Origin of the sequence: Pseudodesulfovibrio sp. 5S69 (assembly GCF_037094465.1) — a bacterium.
Taxonomy (GTDB): Bacteria; Desulfobacterota; Desulfovibrionia; order Desulfovibrionales; family Desulfovibrionaceae; genus Pseudodesulfovibrio; species Pseudodesulfovibrio methanolicus.
The window spans coordinates 1,263,834-1,285,862 of the sequence record NZ_CP146609.1 but is presented as its reverse complement, the minus strand read 5'-3'; the positions used below and the strand labels follow the sequence as shown (position 1 = coordinate 1,285,862).

Genomic DNA, 22,029 nt, shown 5'->3' with positions numbered 1-22,029 from the left:
AAGAAAGGAACATATCATGGGTAGACAACTGAAATTCGAGATATTCCGGTATAATCCCGAGAGGAAGGGCGACGTCCCGCACATGCAGGAGTTCATCCTGGACGAGACGCCGAACATGACCCTGTTCATCGCCCTGAACCGGCTGCGCGAGGAGCAGGACCCGAGCCTGGTCTTCGACTTCTGCTGCCGGGCGGGGATCTGCGGCGCATGCGCCATGGTCATCAACGGCCGCCCCGGTCTGGCCTGCCAGACCAAGACCAAGGATCAGCCCGGACACATCATCCTGCACCCCCTGCCGGTCTTCAAGCTCGTCGGCGACCTGTCCGTGGATACGGGCGTCTGGTTCCGCGAGATGTACGCCAAGACCGAGTCTTGGGTGCACACCAACAAGGTCTTCGACCCGGTCAAGGAAGAGGAGCGCATGGACAACTCGGTGGCCGAGCAGATCTACGAACTCGAACGCTGCATCGAGTGCGGCTGCTGCATCTCCGCGTGCGGCACCGCCCGCCTGCGCGACGACTTCATGGGGGCCGCGGCCCTGAACCGCATCGCCCGCTTCGTGGTGGACCCCCGCGACGAACGTACTGACCGCGAGTACTTCGAGGTCATTGGCAACGACAACGGCATCTTCGGCTGCATGGGCCTGTTGGCCTGCGAAGACGTCTGTCCCAAGGGGCTGCCCCTGCAGAACCAGCTCGGCTTCCTGCGCCGCAAGATGGGCATCACCGCAATGAAGCAGATCTTCAGGAAGAAATAGCATGCGTACCATCCAGACCAGCGACATCATCGACGCCGTCGCCAAGATGTGCGTCAGCTCCAACACCGAGCTGCCCGCCGACGTGCGCGCCAAGCTCGAAAAGGCCATGGCAGAGGAAACCAGCCCTTCCGCCAAGGAAGTGCTCCGCCAGCTCCTGGAAAACGCGGACCTGGCCTTCGACACCAAACTGCCCCTTTGCCAGGACTGCGGACTGGCCGTCTACTTCGTGGAAGTGGGGGACGAGGTCCGCATCGAGGGCGGCAACCTGCGCGACGCCATCAACGAAGGCACCCGCAAGGGCTATGCCGACGGTTACCTGCGCAAATCCGCCTGCGACCCGCTCTCCCGGGCCAACACCGGCGACGGCACCCCGGCCGTGATCCACTTCGACTTCGTGCCCGGCGACAAGCTCAAGATCTCCTACATGGCCAAGGGCGGCGGAGCCGAGAACATGTCCCGCGTGACCATGCTCGCCCCGGCCCAGGGCTGGGAGGGAATCAAGAAGTTCGTCATCAACCGCGTGGCCGAGGCGGGCCCGAACCCCTGCCCGCCCACGGTCATCGGCGTGGGCATCGGCGGGACCTTCGAGCACGCGGCCAAGATCGCCAAGCGCGGCCTGCTGCGCAAGCTCGACGACGTCCACCCCGATCCGGACATCGCGGCCAAGGAAAAGGAGCTTGAGGACGCCATCAACGCGCTGGGCATCGGCCCCATGGGGCTGGGCGGCAAGACCACCGTGCTCGGCGTCAAGATCACCATGGAACCGTGCCACCTGGCGAGCCTGCCTCTGGCAGTCAACGTGCAGTGCCACTCCCAGCGGCACGAGGAGGTCATACTCTAATGGCTGAATACAGACTGAACACCCCGCTGACCGACGAGGACATCGCCCAGCTCAAGGCGGGCGACGTGGTCTTCCTGACCGGGACCATCTACTCCGCGCGTGACGCGGCCCACAAGAAACTCGTGGACCTGCTCGACGCGGGCAAGGAACTGCCGTTCGACCTCAAGGGCGCGGCCATCTACTACGTCGGCCCCTCCCCGGCGCCTCCGGGCCGTCCCATCGGCGCGGCCGGACCGACCACCAGCTACCGCATGGACTCCTATGCCCCGCGCCTCTACTCCCTGGGGCTCAAGGCGACCATCGGCAAGGGCAAGCGCGACGCCGCCACCCGCCAGGCCATGCAGGACTACACCGCCGTCTACTTCGGCGCCACCGGCGGCGCGGGCGCGCTGCTGTCCAACTCCATCGTGGAGTCCACGGTCATCGCCTTCGACGAACTCGGCCCCGAGGCCATCCGCGAGATGAAGGTCGAGGACTTCCCTTTGCTCGTCATCAACGATTCCCACGGCGGCGAACTGTACGCCGTGCCCGACCGCAAGGCCGCGGGCATCGAATAACGCACAACCATCAAGGAGATACGAAATGGCATTATTCACCAAACAGGAGGCCCTGGACTACCATTCCAAGGGCCGCAAGGGGAAGGTCGAGGTCGTTCCGGTCAAGCCGTGCAAGACCCAGAAGCATCTGTCCATGGCGTACAGCCCCGGCGTGGCCGAGGCGTGCATGGCCATCCACGCCGACCCCGAACTGGTCTACGAATACACCGGCAAGGGCAACCTGGTCGGCGTGGTCTCCAACGGCACCGCCGTGCTCGGCCTGGGCAACATCGGGCCCCTGGCCGGCAAGCCGGTCATGGAGGGCAAGGGCGTGCTGTTCAAGGTCTTCGGCGACGTGGACGTCTACGACATCGACCTGGACGTGACCGATCCCGACGCCCTCTGCGACGTGGTCAAGGCCCTGGAGCCGACCTTCGGCGGCATCAACCTCGAAGACATCAAGGCCCCGGAATGCTTCTACATCGAAGAGAAGCTGAAAAAGGAAATGAACATCCCGGTCTTCCATGACGACCAGCACGGCACGGCCATCGTCACCGCGGCCGGCATGATGAACGCCCTGGAGATCTCGGGCAAGGACCCGGCGCAGATGCGCGTGGTCATCTCCGGCGCGGGCGCGGCGGCCATCGCCTGCACCAACCTGTACCGGAACATGGGCGTCAAGTTCGAGAACATCGCCATGTTCGACTCGCGCGGCCACATCAACAAGTCCCGCAGCGACCTGAACGAGTTCAAGCAGCAGTACGCCACCGAGAAGGCCTACGGCTCCCTGGCCGAGGCCATGGTCGGCGCGGACTGCTTCCTGGGCCTGTCCAAGGGCGGCATCGTCTCCAAGGAGATGGTCAAGTCCATGTCCGACAACTGCCCGATCATCTTCGCCTGCGCCAACCCGGACCCGGAGATCACCTACCAGACGACGCCAAGGCCGCCCGCCCGGACTGCATCATGGGCACCGGCCGCTCGGACTTCCCGAACCAGGTCAACAACGTGCTCGGCTTCCCGTTCATCTTCCGCGGCGCGCTCGACTGCGGCGCCACGGCCATCACCGAGGGCATGAAGCTGGCCGCCGCCCAGGCCCTGGCCGACCTGGCCAAGACCGAGGCCCCGGCCTACGTCTGCGAAGCCTTCGGCGTGGACAAGCTCGAATTCGGCACCGACTACGTCATCCCCAAGGCCCTGGACCTCAGGCTCATCGAGTACGTCTCCGTGGCCGTGGCCAAGGCCGCCATGGAGGAGGGCGTGGCCCGCAGGCAGCTCGATCTCGATGCCTACAAGGCCTCGCTGAGTGAACGCATCAAGGAGTCCGGCAAGCGCGTCGGCGCATTCGTTGAAACCTATCATCTTGGAATATAAAAATAAGTACCGGGCGGAGCGGGGTGCTCCGCCCGGCATTTTTCCTCAGCGCCGTCTGGGGTTGCGGTCCTTTCCGAGGTGAAAACGCACTAATTGAGGAGTGTACAATGTCTGATCAGGCTGATTCCAACAAGGGCAAACGAGTAGGGTTCTTCCTGGGGCCCATCGTCTTCATTGCCATGCTGCTCATTCCGGCTCCCGAAGGCATGAAGCTCGAAGCATGGCGCGTGGCGGCGGTCACCGCACTGATGGCCATCTGGTGGATCACTGAAGCGATCCCCATTCCGGCCACCTCGCTCCTGCCCATCGCCCTGTTCCCCCTGTTGGGCGTCATGAAATCCTCGGCGTCCACGTCTCCGTACGCCAACCACCTGATATACCTGTTTATGGGCGGTTTCTTTCTGGCCGTGACCATGGAGAGGTGGAACCTCCACCGCCGCGTGGCCCTGTACACCATCAAGGCCATCGGCACGAGTCCGGCGCGCATGATCATGGGCTTCATGGTCGCCACCGGCTTCCTGTCCATGTGGGTGTCCAACACCGCCACGGCCATGATGATGGTGCCCATCGGCCTGGCCGTCATCCAGCAGGCCACGGGCTATGACACCGACCACCTGCGCGAGTGCAGCGTCCATGTCGGCCCCGAGTTCAACTTCGGCCGCGGCCTGATGCTCGGCATCGCTTACGCCGCGTCCATCGGCGGCGTGGCCACCATCATCGGCACCCCGCCCAACACCGTCATGGCGGGCATGGTCGAGAAGATGTTCGGCGTGCAGATCGGCTTCGGCCAGTGGATGCTCTTCGGCGTCCCGCTCGCCGTCATCACCATGGCCTTCGCCTGGGTCCTGCTGACCAAGATCCTGTTCCCCACCGGCGGTCTGGAGCTGGCCGGCGGCGCCAAGATCATCGACGACGAGGTGAAGAAGCTCGGCCCCATGTCCAACCCGGAAAAGAAGATCGTCATCGTGGGCTGTTTCATGGCCGCCTTCTGGCTGGCGCGCGGCTTCCTGGCCAAATCCGCCTTCGTCCTGAGCATCATGCCCCACTTCAAGTACATCGGCGACGCTACCATCGCCATCTTCGGTGCCCTGGTTCTGTTCGCCATCCCCGTCAACTTCAAGAAGGGCGAGTTCCTCCTGGACTGGAAGACCGCGGTGAAGATTCCCTGGGACGTGATCCTGCTCTTCGGCGGCGGCCTGGCCATCGCCAACGGCTTCGCCAAGACCGGCCTGGCCGCCTACATCGCGAGCCAGCTGGGCATGCTCGAAGGCACCAGCATGTTGGTCTTCGTGGGCGCGGTCGTCCTGATCACCATCTTCCTGACGGAGATCACCTCCAACACCGCCACCGCCACCCTGCTCGTGCCCATCATGGGCTCGGCGGCCATCGCCATGGGCGTGCACCCGTTCGCCACCATCGTGGGTGCGTGCGTCGCGGCCTCCTACGCCTTCATGCTCCCGGTGGCCACGCCGCCCAACGCCGTCATCTTCGGCAGCGGATGCGTGACCATCAAGCAGATGGCCAAGGCAGGCGTCTGGCTGAACATATTCGGAACGATCCTGATCACGGCCTTCGTGGTCTACATCCTCCCGGTGCTGTGGGGCGTGGACCTCACCTCCGTGCCGAGCTGGGCGGTCATTCCCAAGTAACGACACAACCCTGCGGGCGGCTCCGGCCGCCCGCAGATTGCCGTACATCATCCACCTGTAATCCACCCGGAGCTGCCGTCCCACCAACGGCGGAGAGGAAAGATGCGTTCAAAATCGAAGATATTTCCGGTCATTGCGGCGACCATCGTACTCCTGGCGGTGGCCATCGTCGGGTACGTCCGCTCTGGCCAGTCGCAGCCGATGCCCGTGCGCATCCTGTTTGAGAACAACGGGGGCAAGGTCGTCTTCTCCCACCTGGTCCATCACCGGGACTACGGGATCGAATGCTCCCGCTGCCACCACGACAAGGCCCAGCCCATCGTCTCTCCCGAGGACGGCGCCCTGGCCTGCGGCTCCTGCCACCCGAACAAGTTCGACGAAAATTTCGTGGACAACCACATGAATTCCTTCCCCAACGAATCCTACTGCGTGCGCTGCCACCATGTGGAATACGACAAGCTCAACTTCGACCACGAGGCCCACACCGAATACGCCTCGGATTGCTCCGACTGCCACCACGGCAAGGAGATCGAACCCGAGCCGCAGAAATGCACCAACTGCCATGCGGAAAAGAGCACGGACAAGCTGCTGTCCATGCGCGAGGCCGGGCACCAGAGCTGCGGCCAATGCCACGAGGACATGTTCGACAAGGGGCTGTCCAGTTGCAAGTCCTGCCACATCCAGAAGGACATGACCGACTACGACGGCGACTTCTCGGCCTGCAACCAGTGCCACGACGCCGAGACCAGGGAGTTGGTCCTGCCGCGCATGAACGCCTTCCACGACCAGTGCATGTCCTGCCACGAGGAAATGGGCGCGGGCCCCTACGGCCCGGACCACTGCAACCAATGCCACATCAGCAGGTAGACGGAACATGACAAACCAAGAGATACCCTCCGCCGTGGTGGAGATGAACCTGACCCGGCACTGCCCGCTGGTCACCTGCGGCCGGGCGGTCAAACGCGGCGAGCGCATTGCCACCGCCACCAGGCCGGGCCGGGGCGACATCCACGCCCCGTGCGCCGGGACCGTAGAGCACGTGGACCCGTACCGCATCCGCATCGCCCCCGACGAGGAGGGCGAAACCGTGGTGCCCGAGGTCCTGGACGGCCTGAGCGGCCCGGAGCTCCTCGCCGGCCTGCGCGGACTCGGGGCCGACGTCCCGGCCTGCGACCAGGTGGACACCCTGATCATCAACGCCATGGACGAGGAACCCGGCCTGCTCTCCCGCCGGACCCTCATGGCCGAGAAGCTCGACATCCTGAAGGCCGGGGCCGAGGCCCTGATCCGGGGGTTCGTGCCCGTGGACGTGGTCCTGGCCGTGGCCGGGGGCGTGCGCGAAAGCCTGCCGGGCGCGGAGGTCAAGGTCCTTTCCGACCAGTATCCCCAGCCCCTCGATCCGCTGGTGGCCAGGGCCGTGACCGGCATCGAGATGCCGGACAACACTCTGGTGGTCGGCCTGGAGACGGTCTTCCACGCCGGGCTGGTCATGGACACCGGCCTGCCGGTCATGGAGACCATGGTCACGGTGGGCAACTCCGCCCGGCTGATCACCCTGGGCACCCCGGTGGGCGAGATCCTGACCAACGACGGCGAGACGCTGCGCGACGGCGACCGCATCGTCCTGGGCGGCGTACTCCGGGGCACGGCCGCGGCTTCGCCCGGCCAGGGCGTGGACCGCGCGACCACGGCCGTCAGCCTGGTACGCAACCCGGCCCCGGTGGCCGTGGACTCGGCCTGCGTGGGCTGCGGCGAGTGCGTACGCCGCTGCCCGGCCCGCCTCGATCCGGCCATGATCACCAGCTACGCCGAGTTCGGCCAGTACGCCAAGGCCGAGGCCGAGGCCGTGGATGCCTGTTTCGAATGCGGCCTGTGCGGCTTCTTCTGCATCGCCCGCCGCCCCATGCTCCAATACATCCGGCTCGCCAAACGCGAATTGGCGAAGGCCAAAGCCCAGTCCGGGGAGGAAACCCTGCCGTGAAGCCCCTCAACCCCTTTGCCCTGACCGTCTCGGTCCCGCCCCACCGCCACTGCGGCACCACCGTGCGGGACCGGATGCTGATGATACTGATGGCCATGCTGCCCGCCGCGGTCATGGCGGCCATGACCTTCGGCATGCCCGCCGTGCGGGTCATGGCCCTGTCCATGGCCGCCGCCGTGCTGGCCGAGATGGCCTGCGACTACTTCATGGACCGGGAGACCGACGTCCACGACCTCCATGCCTTTACCGTGGGGCTGTCCTTCGCCTTCCTGCTTCCGGCGTCGGCCCCCTGGTGGCTGGTCGCCTTCGGCAGCGCGGCCTCCATCGTGCTCGGCAAGATGGTCTTCGGCCCCCTGGGCGGCAGCCCGTTCTGCGCCCCGCTCATCGGCTGGGCCATCTGCCGCATCTCCTGGCCCGCCTACATGGACGCGAACGCCTCCATGCTGGCCACGGACCTGACCTACCCCCTGGCCCAGCTCAAGGACTTCGGCCTGGACGCGGTCCAGATCACCGACACCCGGCAGCTCTTCCTGGGCAAGCAGCTCGGCGGCCTGGGCGCGGTCCAGATCGCGGGCGTGCTCCTGGGCGGCATGCTCCTGGTCATGCGCAAGCACATCTCGTCCATCATCCCGATGGGCGTCATCGGCGGCGTGGCCCTGACCGCCTTCCTGTTCCACTGGCTCGACCCGTCCATCTACGCCTCACCGGCCTTCCACCTGCTGACCGGGTCGACCCTGTTCGGGGCCTTCTTCCTGGCCACGGACGGGCCGTCCAGCCCCAACCGGCAGGCCCCCATGCTGCTCTTCGGCCTGTTGATCGGAGCGCTGGTCATCATCATCCGCGTCTACGGCGCCTACGCGGACGGCGTGCCCTTCGCCATCCTGCTGGCCAACCTGTTCACCCCGGTGCTCGAACGCATCCGGCCCAAGCCGTTCGGAAGGAGGTAGGCCATGAAGGAAATGATGAAAATGATGCTCGTCCTGTCGCTCATCTGCGGCATCGCGGGCATCACCCTGGCCGCGCTGAAAGAGGTCACGGCCCCGATCATCGAGGAGCAGGTCCTGACCTACGTGCAGGCCCCGGCCATCGAGTCGGTCTTAAGCGGCTACGACAACAACCCCATCAAGGACCGCAGGAAATTCGACGTGGACGGCCGGACTGTGACCGTGTTCCCGGCCCTCAAGGACGGCAAGCTCACCGGCGTGGCCTTCGAGACCTCGGGCAAGGGCTACGGCGGCGACATAGGCGTCATGGTCGGCTTCGACGTGCAGGCCATGCACCTGACCGGCATCGGCATCACCACCCTGAAGGAGACGCCCGGCGTGGGCGCGCGCGTGGCCGAGCACGGCTACACCACCCAGTTCAAGGGCCACCCGCTCGAATCCATGGAACTGAAGAAGAACGGCGGCGACATCGAGGCCGTGGCCGGGGCGACCATCTCGTCCACCGGCACGGTCAGCGCGGTACGCCGGGCCATCGCCATTTTCAACGCCCTGAAAGGCAAACTCGCCGGCGGCTGGTCCTGATCCGCCGCACCGTATGGAGCCGACAATGAACAGCAGATTGTGGAAGGAATTCTCCAAAGGACTGTGGACCGACCTGCCTCCGTTCAAGCTGGTCCTGGGGTTGTGCCCGACACTGGCCGTAACCAACACGGCCGACAACGGACTCGGCATGGGCGTGGCGGTCGTCTTCGTCCTGGCCCTGTCCAACCTGATGATCTCCCTGCTGCGCAAGATCATCCCGGCCAAGGTGCGCATCGCCTGCTTCATCGTGGTCGCCGCCTCGCTGGTGGTGGCCGTGGAGCTGCTCATGCAGGCCTTCGCCTACCCGCTCTACCAGCGGCTGGGCATCTTCGTGCCGCTGATCGTGGTCAACTGCATCATCCTGGGCCGGGCCGAGGCCTTCGCCTCCAAGAACCCGCCGCTGCCGTCCTTGGCCGACGGGTTGGGCATGGGGCTCGGCTTCACCATGTCCCTGACCTTCCTGGGCGCCCTGCGCGAGCTGCTCGGCACGGGCATGGTCTTCGGGTTCCACGTGGCTTGGGAAGGGTTCCAGCCCATCGGCATCATGGTCAAGGCGCCTGGGGCCTTCGTGTCGCTCGGCGTGCTGCTGTGCATCATGACCTTTGTCGAGAACGTACGGCGCAAACGCAAGGGGCTGGCCGCGGTCCAGGGCCCGACCCACGACTGCGGCGCATGCGGCGGCTGCGGCCACAAAAACTGCTAATTCTGTAAGGAAACGATCATGCAGGAATACTTCCTTCTCTTCATCGGGGCGATGTTCGTCAACAACATCGTCCTGGCCCAATACCTGGGCAACTGTCCGTTCATCGGCACGTCCAAGGACACGGGCGTGGCGCTGGGCATGGGCGCGGCCGTGGTCTTCGTGGCCACCCTGGCCGCGGCCTTCACCTGGCTGGTCCAGGAGTACGTCCTGGCCCCCTTCGGCCTGGACTTCCTCCAGACGCTCGCCTTCATCCTGGTCATCGCGGCACTGGTCCAATTCGTGGAGATGTTCCTCAAGAAGATGGTCCCGCCCCTGTACAAATCGCTGGGCATTTTCCTGCCGCTGATCACCACCAACTGCGCGGTCATGGGCATCGCGCTCATCTGCCAGCGCGAGGAGTTCGGCTTCGTCAAGACGGTCCTGTTCTCCTTCGCCTCGGGGTTGGGCTTCATGCTCGCCCTGGTCCTGCTGGCCGGCATCCGCGAGAAGCTGGCGGTCCGGCGGCTGCCCATCGCCATGCGCGGCACGCCCATCGGGCTGATCATGGCCGGACTCATGTCTCTCGCCTTTTTCGCCTTCAAGGGAATGATTTAACGGATTAAAAACGCAGAACGGGACGACATCATGATACTGACATCGGGACTGACTCTGTTCGGCATCGGCCTGCTGGCCGCAGCCATCCTGGGCATCGCCTCGAAGCTCCTGTACGTCAAGGAGGACCCGCGCATCGCGCTGATCGAGAACAGCCTGCCCGGCGCCAACTGCGGCGGCTGCGGGTACGCGGGCTGCTCGGGCGCGGCCACGGCCATCGTGGCGGGCATCGCCCCGGCCTCGGTCTGCCTGGTGGCCGACGCCGAGACCAGCGCCGTGGTGGCGGCCATCATGGGCCAGGAGGTCGTACAGCGCGAGCCCGAGCTGGCCGTGCGCGACTGCACCGGCGGCCTGCGGGCGACGGACCTGTTCCACTACGAGGGGGCGCTCGACTGCCGGGCCGCCCATCTGCTCTACGGCGGGTCCAAGTCCTGTCCCGAAGGGTGCCTGGGACTCGGCTCCTGCATGCGCGCCTGCCCCTTCGACGCCATCCACATGGGCCCGGAAGGACTGCCGGTCATCGACTCGACCCTGTGCAAGGCCTGCGGCAACTGCGTGGACGCCTGCCCGCGCGGGGTCATCGGCGTGTCCGGCATGTCCGCGCGGCTGCTGCATCTCAACCAGACCACGGACTGCCTGGCCCCCTGCCGCCAGAAGTGCCCGGCCCAAATCAACATCCCGCGCTACATCGAACAGATCAAGGCGGGCGACTACGACGGCGCGGTCATGACCATCAAGGAGCGGAACCCGCTGCTGGTCACCTGCGGCCGGGTCTGCCCCCGCCCGTGCGAGACGGTCTGCCGCCGCCAGTACGTGGACGAGACCGTGGGCATCAACATGCTCAAACGCTTCGTGGCCGACCGCGAACTGCGCTCGGGCGTCCACCTGCCCGTGCCCTGCGCCGCGGACACCGGCAAGCGCGTGGCCGTCATCGGCGGCGGCCCGGCCGGGCTGTCCTGCGCCTATTTCCTGCGCCGCCTGGGCCACAGCCCGACCATCTTCGACGCCATGCCCGCGCTCGGCGGCCAGACCCGCTACGGCATCCCGGAGTACCGGCTGCCCAAGGCCGACCTGGACTGGGAGATCCAGGGCATCCTGGACCTCGGCGTCGAGGCGAAGTTGAACACCAGGTTCGGCCGCGACTTCACCCTGGAGTCCCTCAGGGCCGACGGCTTCGACGCGGTCTTCATCGGCATCGGCGCCTGGCAGGCGTCCGGCATGTACGCCGAGGGCGAGGACCTGGACGGGGTCATGGGCGGCATCGAATTCCTGACCGCCCACGCCCTGGGCCAGAAGCCCGAGACCGGCAACAAGGTCATCGTGGTCGGCGGCGGCAATACCGCTATCGACGCGGCCCGGACCTGCGTGCGGCTCGGCGCGGACGTGACGCTCATGTACCGGCGCACGCGCAACGAGATGCCCGCCGACGTGGAAGAGATCGTCGGGGCCGAGGACGAGGGCGTCCAGTTCAAGTTCCTGGCCGCCCCGGCGAGGGTCATAGGCGACGAGAACGGGAAGGCCACCCACTTGGAATACTACGAGATGGAGTTGGGCGAGCCGGACGAGTCCGGACGCCGCCGCCCGGTCAAGAAGGAGGGCTCCGAGCAGCGCATGGAGGCCACCCTGATCATCCCGGCCATCGGCCAGAAGCCCGACCTCGGCTGCCTGTACGACGACAACGAGGAAGGGACCTGCCCGCTGGAGACGACCAGGTGGCAGACCATCGTGGCCGACCCGGACACCTTCGAGACCGCCATCCCCGGCGTGTTCACCGCGGGCGACGTGTATACCGGCCCGGACCTGGTCATCTCGGCCATCGGCGACGGCCGCAAGGCGGCCCGGTCCATCCACTACTACATGACCGAAGCGGCCATCCCGGTCCCGGAGACCACGCAAAAGGGCATGATCCCGTACACATTGTTCAAAGAAATAGATTCCGTGGAGCGCAAGAAGCGGGCGGTTCTGCCCCACCTGTGCCACGGCGAGGAGCGCAACTGCACCTTCAACGAGGTGGAGGGCCCGCTCGACGAACAACAGGCCCTGGCCGAAGCCGACCGCTGCCTGCGCTGCGGGCTGGTCTGCTACGACCGGGACGAGCCGTTCCTGGCCGAGGAGAGGGAGACCACCCCGGACAGCTAACCCATTGCCATACCCCATGCCCTACGGAGCATAGCGGATGCCGTCGTCACTGCCCCGACGTCACCCACGGCATCCGGCCGGGAGGAGGCGCTCCGACAACCGCCTTCTCCCGGTTCTCCACCGGGCCGGTCCAAGGAGACCGATATGTCCAAAAGCCTCTACATAGCCGCCACCGAAGCCCGCAGCGGCAAGTCCGCCATCGTCCTCGGGGTCATGCACCTGCTGCGCGCCAGCCTGCAGCGCGTGGCCGTGTTCCGCCCGGTCGTCAGCGACCCGGTGGACGGCCGCAGGGACCACGACATCGACCTCATGCTCCGCCACTTCAAGCTCGACCAGGAGTACGAACGGACCTACGGCTACACCCTGAGCGAGGCCCGCAGGCTGATCAACAGCGGCAACAAGGAGCTGCTCCTGGAGAGCACCCTGAACAAGTTCAAGGAGCTGGAAAAGGAATACGACTTCGTCCTGTGCGAGGGCACGGACTACATCGGCGGCAGCGCCACTCTGGAGTTCGAGATCAACGCCTCCATCGTCTCCAACCTGGGCTGCCCGGTCCTGGCCGTGGTCAACGGCATGGACCGCCCCGACGACGATATCTGCAGCTCGGCCCAGCGCATGGTGGGCATCTTCGAGGAGCGCGGCCTGGAGGTCATGGGGCTGATCGTCAACCGCGCCCGCCCGGACTTCTCCCCCGAGACCCTGAAGGACATCGAGGCCCGGACGAGCACCTCGCATCCGCTGCTGACCTACGCCATCCCGGACGACAAGCGGCTGGGCAACCCGACCATCCACGACGTGATCAAATGGCTGGACGCCAAGGTCCTCTACGGCCACGGCAGCCTGGACAGCCAGGTGGACAGCTTCCTGACCGCAGCCATGCACATCACCCATTTCCTGGAATACATCGAGGACGGAGCCTTGATCATCACCCCCGGCGACCGCATGGACATCATCCTGGCGGCCATCTCCTCGCGCCAGTCCGCGGCCTACGGAAACATCGCGGGCATGGTCCTGACCGGCGGCATCCAGCCGTCCATGACCATGCACCGGCTCATCGAGGGCTGGACCGGCATTCCCCTGCCCATCCTGAGCGTGCAGGACCACACCTACAAGGCCACCCAGACCCTCCAGGCCCTGCACGGGACCATCGACCCCGAGCACCCTGCCAAGATCGCGGCGGCCATCGGCCTGTTCGAATCGCAGGTGGACATCGAGGAGCTGCGCGACCGGCTGGTGACCACCGAGTCCCGGAAGATCACCCCGATCATGTTCGAATACAATCTGATCGAGCGGGCCCGGTCGCAGCGCATGCGCATCGTCCTGCCCGAGGGGTCGAGCGATCGCATCCTCCGGGCCACGGAGATTTTGCAGCGGCGCAACGTGGCGGACATCACCCTGCTCGGCGACCCCGAGGCGATCCGGGCCCAGGCCGCCAACCTCGGCGTGCAGCTCAACGGCGCGGACCTGGTGGACCCGGCCGCGTCCCCTGCGTTCGAGGACTACGCCCGGCGGTACTTCGAGGTCCGCAGGCACAAGGGCATCCGCATGGAGGACGCGCGGGACCGCCTCGTGGACCCCACCTATTTCGGGACCATGATGGTCCACGCCGGGCACGCCGACGGCATGGTCTCCGGCTCGGTGACCACCACGGCCCAGACCATCCGGCCCGCCTTCGAATTCATCAAGACCAGACCGGACGCCTCCATTGTCTCGTCCGTGTTCCTCATGTGCATGGGTGACCGCGTGGTCTGCTTCGGCGACTGCGCGGTCAACCCGAAGCCCGACGCCGGGCAGCTTGCGGAGATCGCGCTCAGTTCGGCCCAGACCGCCCGCATCTTCGGCATCGACCCGTATGTGGCCATGCTCTCCTATTCCACGGGCGGGTCCGGCACGGGCGCGGATGTGGACAAGGTGGCCGAGGCCACGGCCATCGCCAGAAAGCTGGCCGAGGAGCGCGGGCTCGATCTGCCCATCGAGGGACCGCTGCAATACGACGCGGCCGTGGACCCGGAGGTGGCCCGGACCAAGCTGCCCGGCTCCGAGGTGGCGGGCAAGGCCACGGTCTTCATCTTCCCGGACCTGAATACCGGCAACAACACCTACAAGGCCGTGCAGCGGGCCGTGCCCGGCTCCACGGCCATCGGTCCGGTCCTCCAGGGGCTGAACAAGCCGGTCAACGACCTGTCGCGCGGCTGCCGCGTGCGCGACATCGTCAACACCGTGGCCATCACCGCCATCCAGGCGCAGGCCCAAAGGAATATTTAGCATGCATATCCTGGTCATCAACTCCGGCAGCTCGTCGCTCAAATACCAGCTCATCGACATGGCCTGTGACCGGGTCATGGCCTCGGGCCTGATCGAGCGCATCGGCGAGGACATGGGTTCCATCACCCAGAAATCCAACCCGGACAAATGGCCGGACGCCAAGTCCGTGGAGCACAAGCCCATCCCGGACCACCGGGCGGCCATGGGACTGATGGTCGACAAGCTCATCGGCGAGGACTGGGGCGTCATCGACTCCCTGCGCGACATCGACGCCGTGGGGCACCGCGTGGTTCAGGGCGGCGAATCCTTCTCGGCCCCGGTCCTGGTGGACGCGGACGTCGTCGAGACCATCCGGGCGAACATCCCGCTGGCCCCGCTGCACGCCGCCAACCTGGTGGGCATCGAGGCCGCCCTGGAGCTCTTTCCCGGCACGCCCAACGTGACCGTGTTCGACACCGAATTTCACCAGACCATGCCGCCCAAGGCATACCTCTACCCGGTGCCCATGGACCTCTACGAAGAGCTCAAGATCCGCAAGTACGGCTTCCACGGGACCTCGCACAAGTATGTCACCCGCGAGGCCGCCAAATTCCTCGGCAAGCCCGTGGACGAGGTCGACCTGATCACCGCCCACCTGGGCAACGGCTGCTCCATGGCGGCGGTCAAGAACGGCCGGTGCGCGGACACGACCATGGGGTTGACGCCCCTGGCCGGATTGATGATGGGCACCCGCTCGGGCGACGTGGACCCGGCCCTGTTCCCGTTCATCGCCCGGCACAGGAAGATGAGCATGACCGAGGTGGACGCCCTGCTCAACAAACAGAGCGGCCTGCTCGGCGTCTGCGGGTCGGGCGACATGCGCGACGTGCACGCGGCCCGCGAACGGGGCGATGAAAAGGCGCAGCTCGCCTTCGAGATGTTCGCCTACCGGGTCAAGGCGCAGATCGGGGCCTACCTGGCCGTGCTCGGCCGGGCCGACGCCGTGGTCTTCACCGCGGGCGTCGGCGAGAACGACGCCTTCGTCCGGGCCGAAGCCTGCAAGGGGCTGGAAGGACTGGGCATCAAACTCTCCCCGGAGCGCAACGAGCGGCGCGAGCCGGGCATACGGCGCATCAACGCCGACGACAGTCCGGTGGCCGTGCTCGTAGTCCCGACCGACGAGGAGCTGGAAATCGCACACGCCACCAAGACCCTGGTCGAAAAATAGTATATACCTGGACACCCCTAGACACAAAAACACGGAGTACGACATGTCCAAAATGAAGACCATGGACGGAAACACGGCAGCTGCCTGGGTGGCCTACGCCATGAGCGAGACCGCCGCCATCTATCCCATCACCCCATCGTCCACCATGGGCGAGATCGCCGACGAATGGGCCGCGCAGGACAAGAAAAACGTCTTCGGCCACCCGCTGAAGATCCGCCAGATGCAGTCCGAGGCGGGCGCGGCGGGCGCGGTCCACGGGTCGCTGGCCGGCGGCGCGCTGACCACGACCTTCACCGCCTCCCAGGGGCTGCTGCTGATGATTCCGAACATGTACAAGATCGCGGGCGAACTCATGCCCTGCGTGTTCCACGTCTCGGCCCGCGCCGTGGCCGGGCACGCCCTGTCCATCTTCGGCGACCACCAGGACGTCATGGCCTGCCGCCAGACCGGCTTCGCCATGCTCGCCTCGGCCTCGGTCCAGGAGGTCATGGACCTCGCCCTGGTCGCCCACCTGGCCACGGTCGAATCCAGCGTGCCCTTCGTCTCCTTCTTCGACGGCTTCCGGACCTCCCATGAGATCCAGAAGATAGAGACCATCGACTACGCGGACATGTTGCCGCTGCTCAACCAGGACAAGGTGGCCGCGTTCCGCAGGCGCGCCATGAACCCCGAGCACCCGGACATCCGGGGCACGGCCCAGAACCCGGACATCTATTTCCAGGGACGCGAGGCCGCCAACCCCAACTACGAGGCCATCCCGGCCATCGTGGAGGAGTACATGGCCAAGGTTTCGGCCCTGACCGGCCGCGCCTACAAGCCCTTCGACTATGTCGGCGCGCCCGACGCGGAAAGGGTCATCGTCTCCATGGGTTCCAGTTGCGAGACCATCGAGGAGGTGGTCAACCACCTGCTCGCCGAGGGCGAGAAGGTCGGCCTGATCAAGGTCCGCCTGTACCGGCCCTTCTCCGCCGCCCATTTCCTGTCCGTGCTGCCCGCATCCTGCAAGCAGCTCGCGGTCCTCGACCGGACCAAGGAGCCCGGCGCCATGGGAGACCCCCTGTACCAGGACGTCTGCGCCGTGCTCTTCGAGCAGGGCAGCGGCCCGTCCGTGGTCGGCGGACGCTACGGTCTCGGTTCCAAGGAATTCACCCCGGCCATGGCCAAGGCCGTGTTCGACAACCTCAAGGCTCCGGCCCCCAAACCCCGCTTCACCGTGGGCATCGAAGACGACGTGACGAACTCCTCCCTCGTCCTTACCGGGACCCTGGACACGACCCCCAAAGGCACCGTGCAGTGCAAGTTCTGGGGTCTCGGTTCGGACGGCACGGTCGGCGCCAACAAGCAGGCCATCAAGATCATCGGCGACAACACGGACATGTACGCCCAGGGCTACTTCGCCTACGACTCCAAGAAGTCCGGCGGCATCACCATCTCCCACCTGCGCTTCGGGGAGCAGCCCATCCAGTCCACCTACCTGGTCACCTCTGCCGACTACGTGGCCTGCCACAACCCGAGCTACGTCAACCTCTACGACGTGCTCGAAGGGATCAAGGATGGCGGCACCTTCGTGCTGAACTGCGCCTGGACCGGCGACGAGATCGAAGCGAAGATCCCCGCCGCCATGCGCCGGACCATCGCCGAAAAGAGCCTCGACTTCTACACCGTGGACGCGGTCAAGATCGCGGCCGAGGTCGGCCTGGGCGGCCGCATCAACATGGTCATGCAGACCGCCTTCTTCAAGCTGGCCGACGTCATCCCGTTCGACCAGGCCGTCGCCCTGCTCAAGGGCGGCATCGAAGCCGCCTACGGCAAGAAGGGCCCGAAGATCGTGGAGATGAACAATGCCGCCGTGGACAGAGCGGCCGACGCGCTGGTCAAGGTCGACGTCCCGGCCGCCTGGGCGAACCTCAAGGACGACCCCGCGCCCGCGACCGACGAGCCCGACTATGTGAAAAACGTCATGCGCCCCATGCTGGCCCAAAAGGGCGACACCCTGCCCGTGTCCGCCTTCTCCAAGGACGGGACCATGCCCGCCGCGACCTCCAAATACGAGAAACGCGGCGTGGCCATCAACGTGCCCCAGTGGATCGCGGACAACTGCATCCAGTGCAACCAGTGCGCCTTTGTCTGTCCGCACGCCGCCCTGCGCCCGGTGCTGGTGAGCGAATCCGACGCAGCCAACGCGCCCGAGACCTTCGTCACCCTCGAAGCCAAGGGCAAGGACGTCAAGGGCATGCGCTACCGCATGCAGGTCAACACCCTGGACTGCCTGGGCTGCGGCAACTGCGCCGACATCTGCCCGGCCAAGGAAAAGGCGCTGGTCATGCAGCCCATCGCCAGCCAGACCCCGGACCAGGTGCCCAACTTCGACTTCACCGAGACCGTGGCCTACCAGGACGCCTTCAAGCGCGACACGGTCAAGGGCTCCCAGTTCCGCCAGCCGCTCATGGAGTTCTCCGGGGCCTGCGCCGGTTGCGGCGAGACCCCGTACGTCAAGGTCCTGACCCCGCTCTTCGGTGAGCGCATGGTCGTCGCCAACGCCACGGGCTGCTCGTCCATCTGGGGCGCCTCGGCCCCCTCCACCCCGTACTGCGTCAACCGCGACGGGTTCGGCCCGGCCTGGGGCAACTCCCTGTTCGAGGACGCGGCCGAGTACGGCTACGGCATCGAGATGGGCCTGAACAACCGCCGCGAAATCCTCATCGCCAACTGCGAACAGGCCCTGTGCGGGGCTCCGGGCGAGATCAAGACCGCCCTGGAGAACTGGCTGGCCGCCAAGGACGATCCCGAAGGGTCCGCTGCCGCCGGCGCGGCGCTCAAGGCCGCGCTTGAAGGCACCCTCGACCCGGCCCTGCTGGCCATCGCGGCCGATGCGGACCTGTTCACCAAGAAATCCGTGTGGGTCTTCGGCGGCGACGGCTGGGCCTACGACATCGGCTACGGCGGCGTGGACCACGTCCTGGCCTCGGGCGAGGACATCAACATCCTGGTCCTGGACACCGAGGTCTATTCCAACACCGGCGGCCAGTCGTCCAAGGCCACGCCGCTCGGCTCCATCGCCAAGTTCGCGGCCGCGGGCAAACGCACCGGCAAGAAGGACCTCGGCCGCATGGCCATGACCTACGGCTACGTCTACGTGGCTTCCGTGTCCATGGGCGCGGACAAGCAACAGCTCCTCAAGGCGTTCCGCGAGGCCGAGGCCTACAACGGACCGTCCCTGATCATCTGCTACGCCCCGTGCATCAACCAGGGCATCAAGAAGGGCATGGGCAAGACCCAGCTCGAACAGAAACTGGCCGTGGATTCCGGCTACTGGCCGCTCTACCGCTTCGACCCGGAGCTTGCCGCGCAGGGCAAGAACCCGTTCCAGCTCGACTCCAAGGCCCCGGACGGCACGCTCCAGGAGTTCCTGTCCGGCGAAAACCGCTACGCCATGTTGGAACGGTTCCACCCGGACCTGTCCAAGGCCTACCGCGACAAGATCGAACAGGACTACGACAACCGCTACGCCATCCTCAGCCGCATGGCCGAGGCCGCACCCGCGGGACCCGAGCCCGAAGAACCGGCCTCGTGCGATATCGGCATCTCCGCCGAAAGCCCCGGTTCGGGCGAACCGTGCGACGACGGCCGCTAACAGACAATAGCGCGGGTGGAGTTTTGTGACCGCAACTTACAAAATATACTCCTAAGGAATCACGCCCGCGTTACCCGGCCTCCCGTCCCCGACGGGAGGCCTTCTTTTTGAGGATGCCTCCGGGCCTCCAGCCGTTGGCGAGTCTTCGAGCCTTACGGATGAGGACAGCAGCAATCGGCCGGGGTTGCCGGGTCGGCCTCATTACGTCCGTCGCCTGATTCCATGGGAAGCGGCCGGTGCAGGGCGTCCGCACGGCTCTGGCGAAGGCACACAAAAAGTTTGGAAGGGGGAGTCCAGAGGGGGAAACTTTTCCGAAAGTTTCCCTCTCTGGCGCCGAGGCGTGAAGAAGGGACGCCCTCAAGAGGGCGTCCCTTTTTTTATATGTGAACCGCTCGAACTAGCGGGTGGTCACGGAGTCGGCCTGGACTTCGGTGTACAGGAGGTCGCTGGTGATCCTGCCGTTGACGTCCACGTCGGCGTTGGTGATGGCGGCCTTGTTGGCCTCGGCGTTCTTCATGTGCACGAGCAACTGGCCGGTGTTGTCGGAAAACAGCACGCTGTCGTTGTTGATGACCTTGACGATATGGCCGTGCAGGGCCACGCCGGTGTCCACGCTGGAGGCGTTGGCCTCGGCCACGGTGTGGGCTCTGGTATCATGGGCCTGGAACGCGCTGCCGGCAAAGGTGGTGGCGGCGAACGCCGTGGTCACACAGACGGTAAATACGAGCATCAGAGCAAGGCTAAAACGCTTCATGACAATATCCTCTCTTTTAAATTTATTGGCTTCTCAATACCGGCACCCAACCGGCTACAGTTTTCATCTACCACACCGTAACAAAATGTGAAGTAAAATTTTTCAATGTAACTGTTTGTTTTATTTGTTTTTTTGAAAAATCTTCACTTTTTAATTGATCGGTCAATCAAAATATAAGCCCTTTTCCGGGGCTGGCAAGCCCGAAAGGAGAAAAAAAATATTTCCCCGACGAGTTCGAAAAGGAGGGTTGCGGCCCTTTTCTCCCGCCCTGTCCGGGGAGGCGATTCGGGACGGTCCGGGAGCGGAAAATTCGGACGCCCACAGGGATGGTCCGGCCCGTTTTCAGAGACTGAGGAGCGGATTGCGGGACGAATTTGACGGGCGGAGGCGGGAGTGAGCTGGACGGACCGAAGCGCAGCGGCCCGACGGTCTTCACGAGGGACGCGACCGTTTGACCGGCTGCGCAGCATCGCGCGCGCCCCCTACTCCATATGAAAAGGGACGCGGTCAGACCCGCGTCCCTTTTCAACGGCTAAGGCCATGAGGGCTATTTCAAAAGGCCGCCGAGCACGCCGCGCACGATGCGGCGGCCAAAGGCCGAGCCGATGGAGCGGATGGCGGACTTGGCGAAGGCCTCGACCAGCCCCTGGCGATTTCCGCTTGCGCGGCTTGCCCGAGCGGCCTTGCGCTCCTCCTTTTCCCGCTCCTGCCGTTGCAGTTGCGCCTGGCGCTGTTCCTCCTGCTCGCGACGGCGGGCGGTCAGGATCTCGTAGGCCGACTCCGGGTCGATCTCCTGCTCGTAGTGGCCGTACAGGACCGAGCTCCGGATGATCCGGTCCATCTCCGCCGGTTCGAGTACGCCCAGGCGGCTGCGCGGGGGCAGGACCAGGGCGCGGCGAACCATGCCGGGCGCGCCCTTGCGCTCCAGGAACGAGACCAGGGCCTCGCCCACGCCGAGGTCGGTCACTGCCGCCTCCACGTCCAGGTCCGGGTTCACCCGGAAGGTCCGGGCCGCGGTACGCACGGCCTCGCGGTCGCGCGGGGTATAGGCGCGCAGGGCGTGCTGCACGCGGTTGCCGAGCTGGCCGAGCACCTCGGGCGGCAGGTCGGTGGGCATCTGGGTGACGAAGTACACGCCCACACCCTTGGAGCGGATGAGCCGCACGACCATCTCGATCTTGTCCACCAGGGCGCGCGGGGCGCGGTCGAAGAGCAGGTGTGCCTCGTCGAAAAAAAAGACCAGCCGGGGTTTTTCCGGATCGCCCACTTCGGGCAGGGCTTCGAACAGCTCGGACAGGAGCCACAGGAGCATGGTCGAGTAGACGCGGGGCGAACGCAGCAGCCGGTCGGCGGCCAGGATGTTGATCATCCCCCTGCCCCCTTCGGTCTGCATCAGGTCGTCCAGGTTCAGGGCCGGTTCGCCGAAGAACTCATCCGCGCCCTGCTCCTCCAGGGCCAGCAGCCCGCGCTGGATCGCACCCACCGAGGCCGCCGAGATGTTCCCGTACTCGGCCCGGAACCGCTTGGCGTTCTCGGCCAGGTAGACGAGCATGGCGCGCAGGTCGTTCAGGTCGAGGAGCAGCAGCCCCTCGTCGTCGGCGATGCGGAAGGCCATGGACAGGACCCCGCTCTGGGTGTCGTTCAGGTCCAGCAGGCGGGCCAGGAGCAGCGGCCCCATCTCCGAGACGGTGGTCCGCAGCGGATGGCCCTTGGCCCCGAACACGTCCCAGAAGGTCACCGGATAGGCCTGGTAGGTGAAGTCGGTCAGCCCGAGCTGCTCCACCCGTTCGCCGACCTTGGCGTGATCGCCGCCGGGCCGGGCCATGGAACCGATGTCGCCCTTGACGTCGGCCATGAAGACCGGCACGCCGATGTCGCTGAAGTGCTCGGCCAGGACCCGCAGGCTGACGGTCTTGCCCGTGCCGGTGGCCCCGGCGATGAGGCCGTGGCGGTTGGCCATGCGGGGCAGAATGCCGAGGGGGAGGTCGCCGCTTACGGCCACTTCAAGCAGGGGAAGGTCTTCGCTCATGGGAGTCTCGCACAGGTTGCAGGGATATGGCCGGACCAGCCCGGAA

16 protein-coding genes and 1 pseudogene are annotated in these 22,029 nt (G+C 65.8%); 15 read left to right on the top strand and 2 right to left on the bottom strand.

Annotated features, from left to right (window positions below; genetic code table 11):
* The first annotated feature begins 16 nt into the window (after positions 1–16).
* The 15 genes and pseudogenes from V8V93_RS05990 to nifJ all read left to right on the top strand — a co-directional run bounded on the left by V8V93_RS05990 (position 17) and on the right by nifJ (position 19,200).
* The gene (locus tag V8V93_RS05990; protein ID WP_338669449.1) at positions 17–757 is read left to right on the top strand and encodes a fumarate reductase iron-sulfur subunit; all 741 of its coding nucleotides are present in this window, start codon (positions 17–19) and stop codon (positions 755–757) included.
* 1 nt (position 758) lies between these two features.
* The gene (locus tag V8V93_RS05985) at positions 759–1,598 is read left to right on the top strand and encodes a fumarate hydratase (RefSeq protein WP_338669448.1); all 840 of its coding nucleotides are present in this window, start codon (positions 759–761) and stop codon (positions 1,596–1,598) included.
* Positions 1,598–2,155: a Fe-S-containing hydro-lyase gene (locus tag V8V93_RS05980; RefSeq protein ID WP_338669447.1), complete on the top strand. Its 558-nt coding sequence runs from the start codon at positions 1,598–1,600 to the stop codon at positions 2,153–2,155. The genes V8V93_RS05985 and V8V93_RS05980 overlap by 1 nt, the downstream gene beginning before the upstream one ends.
* Positions 2,156–2,180: 25 nt before the next feature.
* Positions 2,181–3,505, top strand: a pseudogene (locus tag V8V93_RS05975) (malic enzyme-like NAD(P)-binding protein).
* Between the two features lie 107 nt (positions 3,506–3,612).
* Complete coding sequence (locus V8V93_RS05970; protein ID WP_338669446.1) at positions 3,613–5,154, top strand: SLC13 family permease; 1,542 nt, start codon at positions 3,613–3,615, stop codon at positions 5,152–5,154.
* Positions 5,155–5,256: 102 nt separating this feature from the next.
* Complete coding sequence (locus V8V93_RS05965) at positions 5,257–6,021, top strand: cytochrome c3 family protein (protein ID WP_338669445.1); 765 nt, start codon at positions 5,257–5,259, stop codon at positions 6,019–6,021.
* 7 nt (positions 6,022–6,028) lie between these two features.
* A complete protein-coding gene (locus V8V93_RS05960) occupies positions 6,029–7,135 on the top strand; it encodes a 4Fe-4S dicluster domain-containing protein (protein WP_338669444.1) in 1,107 nt (368 codons plus the stop codon).
* Positions 7,132–8,082, top strand: a complete 951-nt coding sequence (locus V8V93_RS05955; protein ID WP_338669443.1) for an RnfABCDGE type electron transport complex subunit D — start codon at positions 7,132–7,134, stop codon at positions 8,080–8,082. The genes V8V93_RS05960 and V8V93_RS05955 overlap by 4 nt, the downstream gene beginning before the upstream one ends.
* Before the next feature lie 3 nt (positions 8,083–8,085).
* The gene (gene rnfG, locus V8V93_RS05950; protein ID WP_338669442.1) at positions 8,086–8,661 is read left to right on the top strand and encodes an RnfABCDGE type electron transport complex subunit G; all 576 of its coding nucleotides are present in this window, start codon (positions 8,086–8,088) and stop codon (positions 8,659–8,661) included.
* A 25-nt stretch (positions 8,662–8,686) separates the two neighbouring features.
* Positions 8,687–9,364, top strand: coding sequence for an electron transport complex subunit E (locus tag V8V93_RS05945; RefSeq protein WP_338669441.1), 678 nt, complete (start codon positions 8,687–8,689; stop codon positions 9,362–9,364).
* Between the two features lie 18 nt (positions 9,365–9,382).
* Positions 9,383–9,958: an electron transport complex protein RnfA gene (locus V8V93_RS05940; RefSeq protein ID WP_338669440.1), complete on the top strand. Its 576-nt coding sequence runs from the start codon at positions 9,383–9,385 to the stop codon at positions 9,956–9,958.
* A 30-nt stretch (positions 9,959–9,988) separates the two neighbouring features.
* Entirely contained in the window at positions 9,989–12,094 is a 2,106-nt protein-coding gene (locus V8V93_RS05935; RefSeq protein WP_338669439.1) for an FAD-dependent oxidoreductase, read from the top strand.
* 144 nt (positions 12,095–12,238) lie between these two features.
* Positions 12,239–14,359 (top strand): phosphate acetyltransferase, encoded by a 2,121-nt coding sequence (gene pta / locus V8V93_RS05930; RefSeq protein WP_338669438.1) that lies wholly within the window; start codon positions 12,239–12,241, stop codon positions 14,357–14,359.
* A 1-nt stretch (position 14,360) separates the two neighbouring features.
* On the top strand, positions 14,361–15,566 hold the full coding sequence (locus V8V93_RS05925) for an acetate kinase (RefSeq protein ID WP_338669437.1): 1,206 nt from the start codon (positions 14,361–14,363) through the stop codon (positions 15,564–15,566).
* Between the two features lie 43 nt (positions 15,567–15,609).
* A complete protein-coding gene (gene nifJ, locus V8V93_RS05920; RefSeq protein ID WP_338669436.1) occupies positions 15,610–19,200 on the top strand; it encodes a pyruvate:ferredoxin (flavodoxin) oxidoreductase in 3,591 nt (1,196 codons plus the stop codon).
* Positions 19,201–19,597: 397 nt separating this feature from the next.
* Here the strand turns inward: nifJ and V8V93_RS05915 are convergent, their stop codons facing one another.
* Together V8V93_RS05915 and V8V93_RS05910 are read right to left on the bottom strand one after the other, a co-directional pair.
* The gene (locus tag V8V93_RS05915; RefSeq protein WP_338669435.1) at positions 19,598–19,954 is read right to left on the bottom strand and encodes a NirD/YgiW/YdeI family stress tolerance protein; all 357 of its coding nucleotides are present in this window, start codon (positions 19,952–19,954) and stop codon (positions 19,598–19,600) included.
* Positions 19,955–20,501: 547 nt separating this feature from the next.
* On the bottom strand, positions 20,502–21,983 hold the full coding sequence (locus V8V93_RS05910; protein ID WP_338669434.1) for a helicase HerA-like domain-containing protein: 1,482 nt from the start codon (positions 21,981–21,983) through the stop codon (positions 20,502–20,504).
* Positions 21,984–22,029 lie beyond the last annotated feature (46 nt).

What these genes read in the sequence shown, in the direction of transcription:
- V8V93_RS05990 (WP_338669449.1), top strand. Translation starts at nt 17, where the DNA reads ATGGGTAGACAACTGAAATTCGAGATATTCCGGTATAATCCCGAGAGG.
- V8V93_RS05985 (WP_338669448.1), top strand. Translation starts at nt 759, where the DNA reads ATGCGTACCATCCAGACCAGCGACATCATCGACGCCGTCGCCAAGATG.
- V8V93_RS05980 (WP_338669447.1), top strand. Translation starts at nt 1,598, where the DNA reads ATGGCTGAATACAGACTGAACACCCCGCTGACCGACGAGGACATCGCC.
- V8V93_RS05970 (WP_338669446.1), top strand. Translation starts at nt 3,613, where the DNA reads ATGTCTGATCAGGCTGATTCCAACAAGGGCAAACGAGTAGGGTTCTTC.
- V8V93_RS05965 (WP_338669445.1), top strand. Translation starts at nt 5,257, where the DNA reads ATGCGTTCAAAATCGAAGATATTTCCGGTCATTGCGGCGACCATCGTA.
- V8V93_RS05960 (WP_338669444.1), top strand. Translation starts at nt 6,029, where the DNA reads ATGACAAACCAAGAGATACCCTCCGCCGTGGTGGAGATGAACCTGACC.
- rnfG (WP_338669442.1), top strand. Translation starts at nt 8,086, where the DNA reads ATGAAGGAAATGATGAAAATGATGCTCGTCCTGTCGCTCATCTGCGGC.
- V8V93_RS05945 (WP_338669441.1), top strand. Translation starts at nt 8,687, where the DNA reads ATGAACAGCAGATTGTGGAAGGAATTCTCCAAAGGACTGTGGACCGAC.
- V8V93_RS05940 (WP_338669440.1), top strand. Translation starts at nt 9,383, where the DNA reads ATGCAGGAATACTTCCTTCTCTTCATCGGGGCGATGTTCGTCAACAAC.
- V8V93_RS05935 (WP_338669439.1), top strand. Translation starts at nt 9,989, where the DNA reads ATGATACTGACATCGGGACTGACTCTGTTCGGCATCGGCCTGCTGGCC.
- pta (WP_338669438.1), top strand. Translation starts at nt 12,239, where the DNA reads ATGTCCAAAAGCCTCTACATAGCCGCCACCGAAGCCCGCAGCGGCAAG.
- V8V93_RS05925 (WP_338669437.1), top strand. Translation starts at nt 14,361, where the DNA reads ATGCATATCCTGGTCATCAACTCCGGCAGCTCGTCGCTCAAATACCAG.
- nifJ (WP_338669436.1), top strand. Translation starts at nt 15,610, where the DNA reads ATGTCCAAAATGAAGACCATGGACGGAAACACGGCAGCTGCCTGGGTG.
- V8V93_RS05915 (WP_338669435.1), bottom strand. Translation starts at nt 19,954, where the DNA reads ATGAAGCGTTTTAGCCTTGCTCTGATGCTCGTATTTACCGTCTGTGTG.
- V8V93_RS05910 (WP_338669434.1), bottom strand. Translation starts at nt 21,983, where the DNA reads ATGAGCGAAGACCTTCCCCTGCTTGAAGTGGCCGTAAGCGGCGACCTC.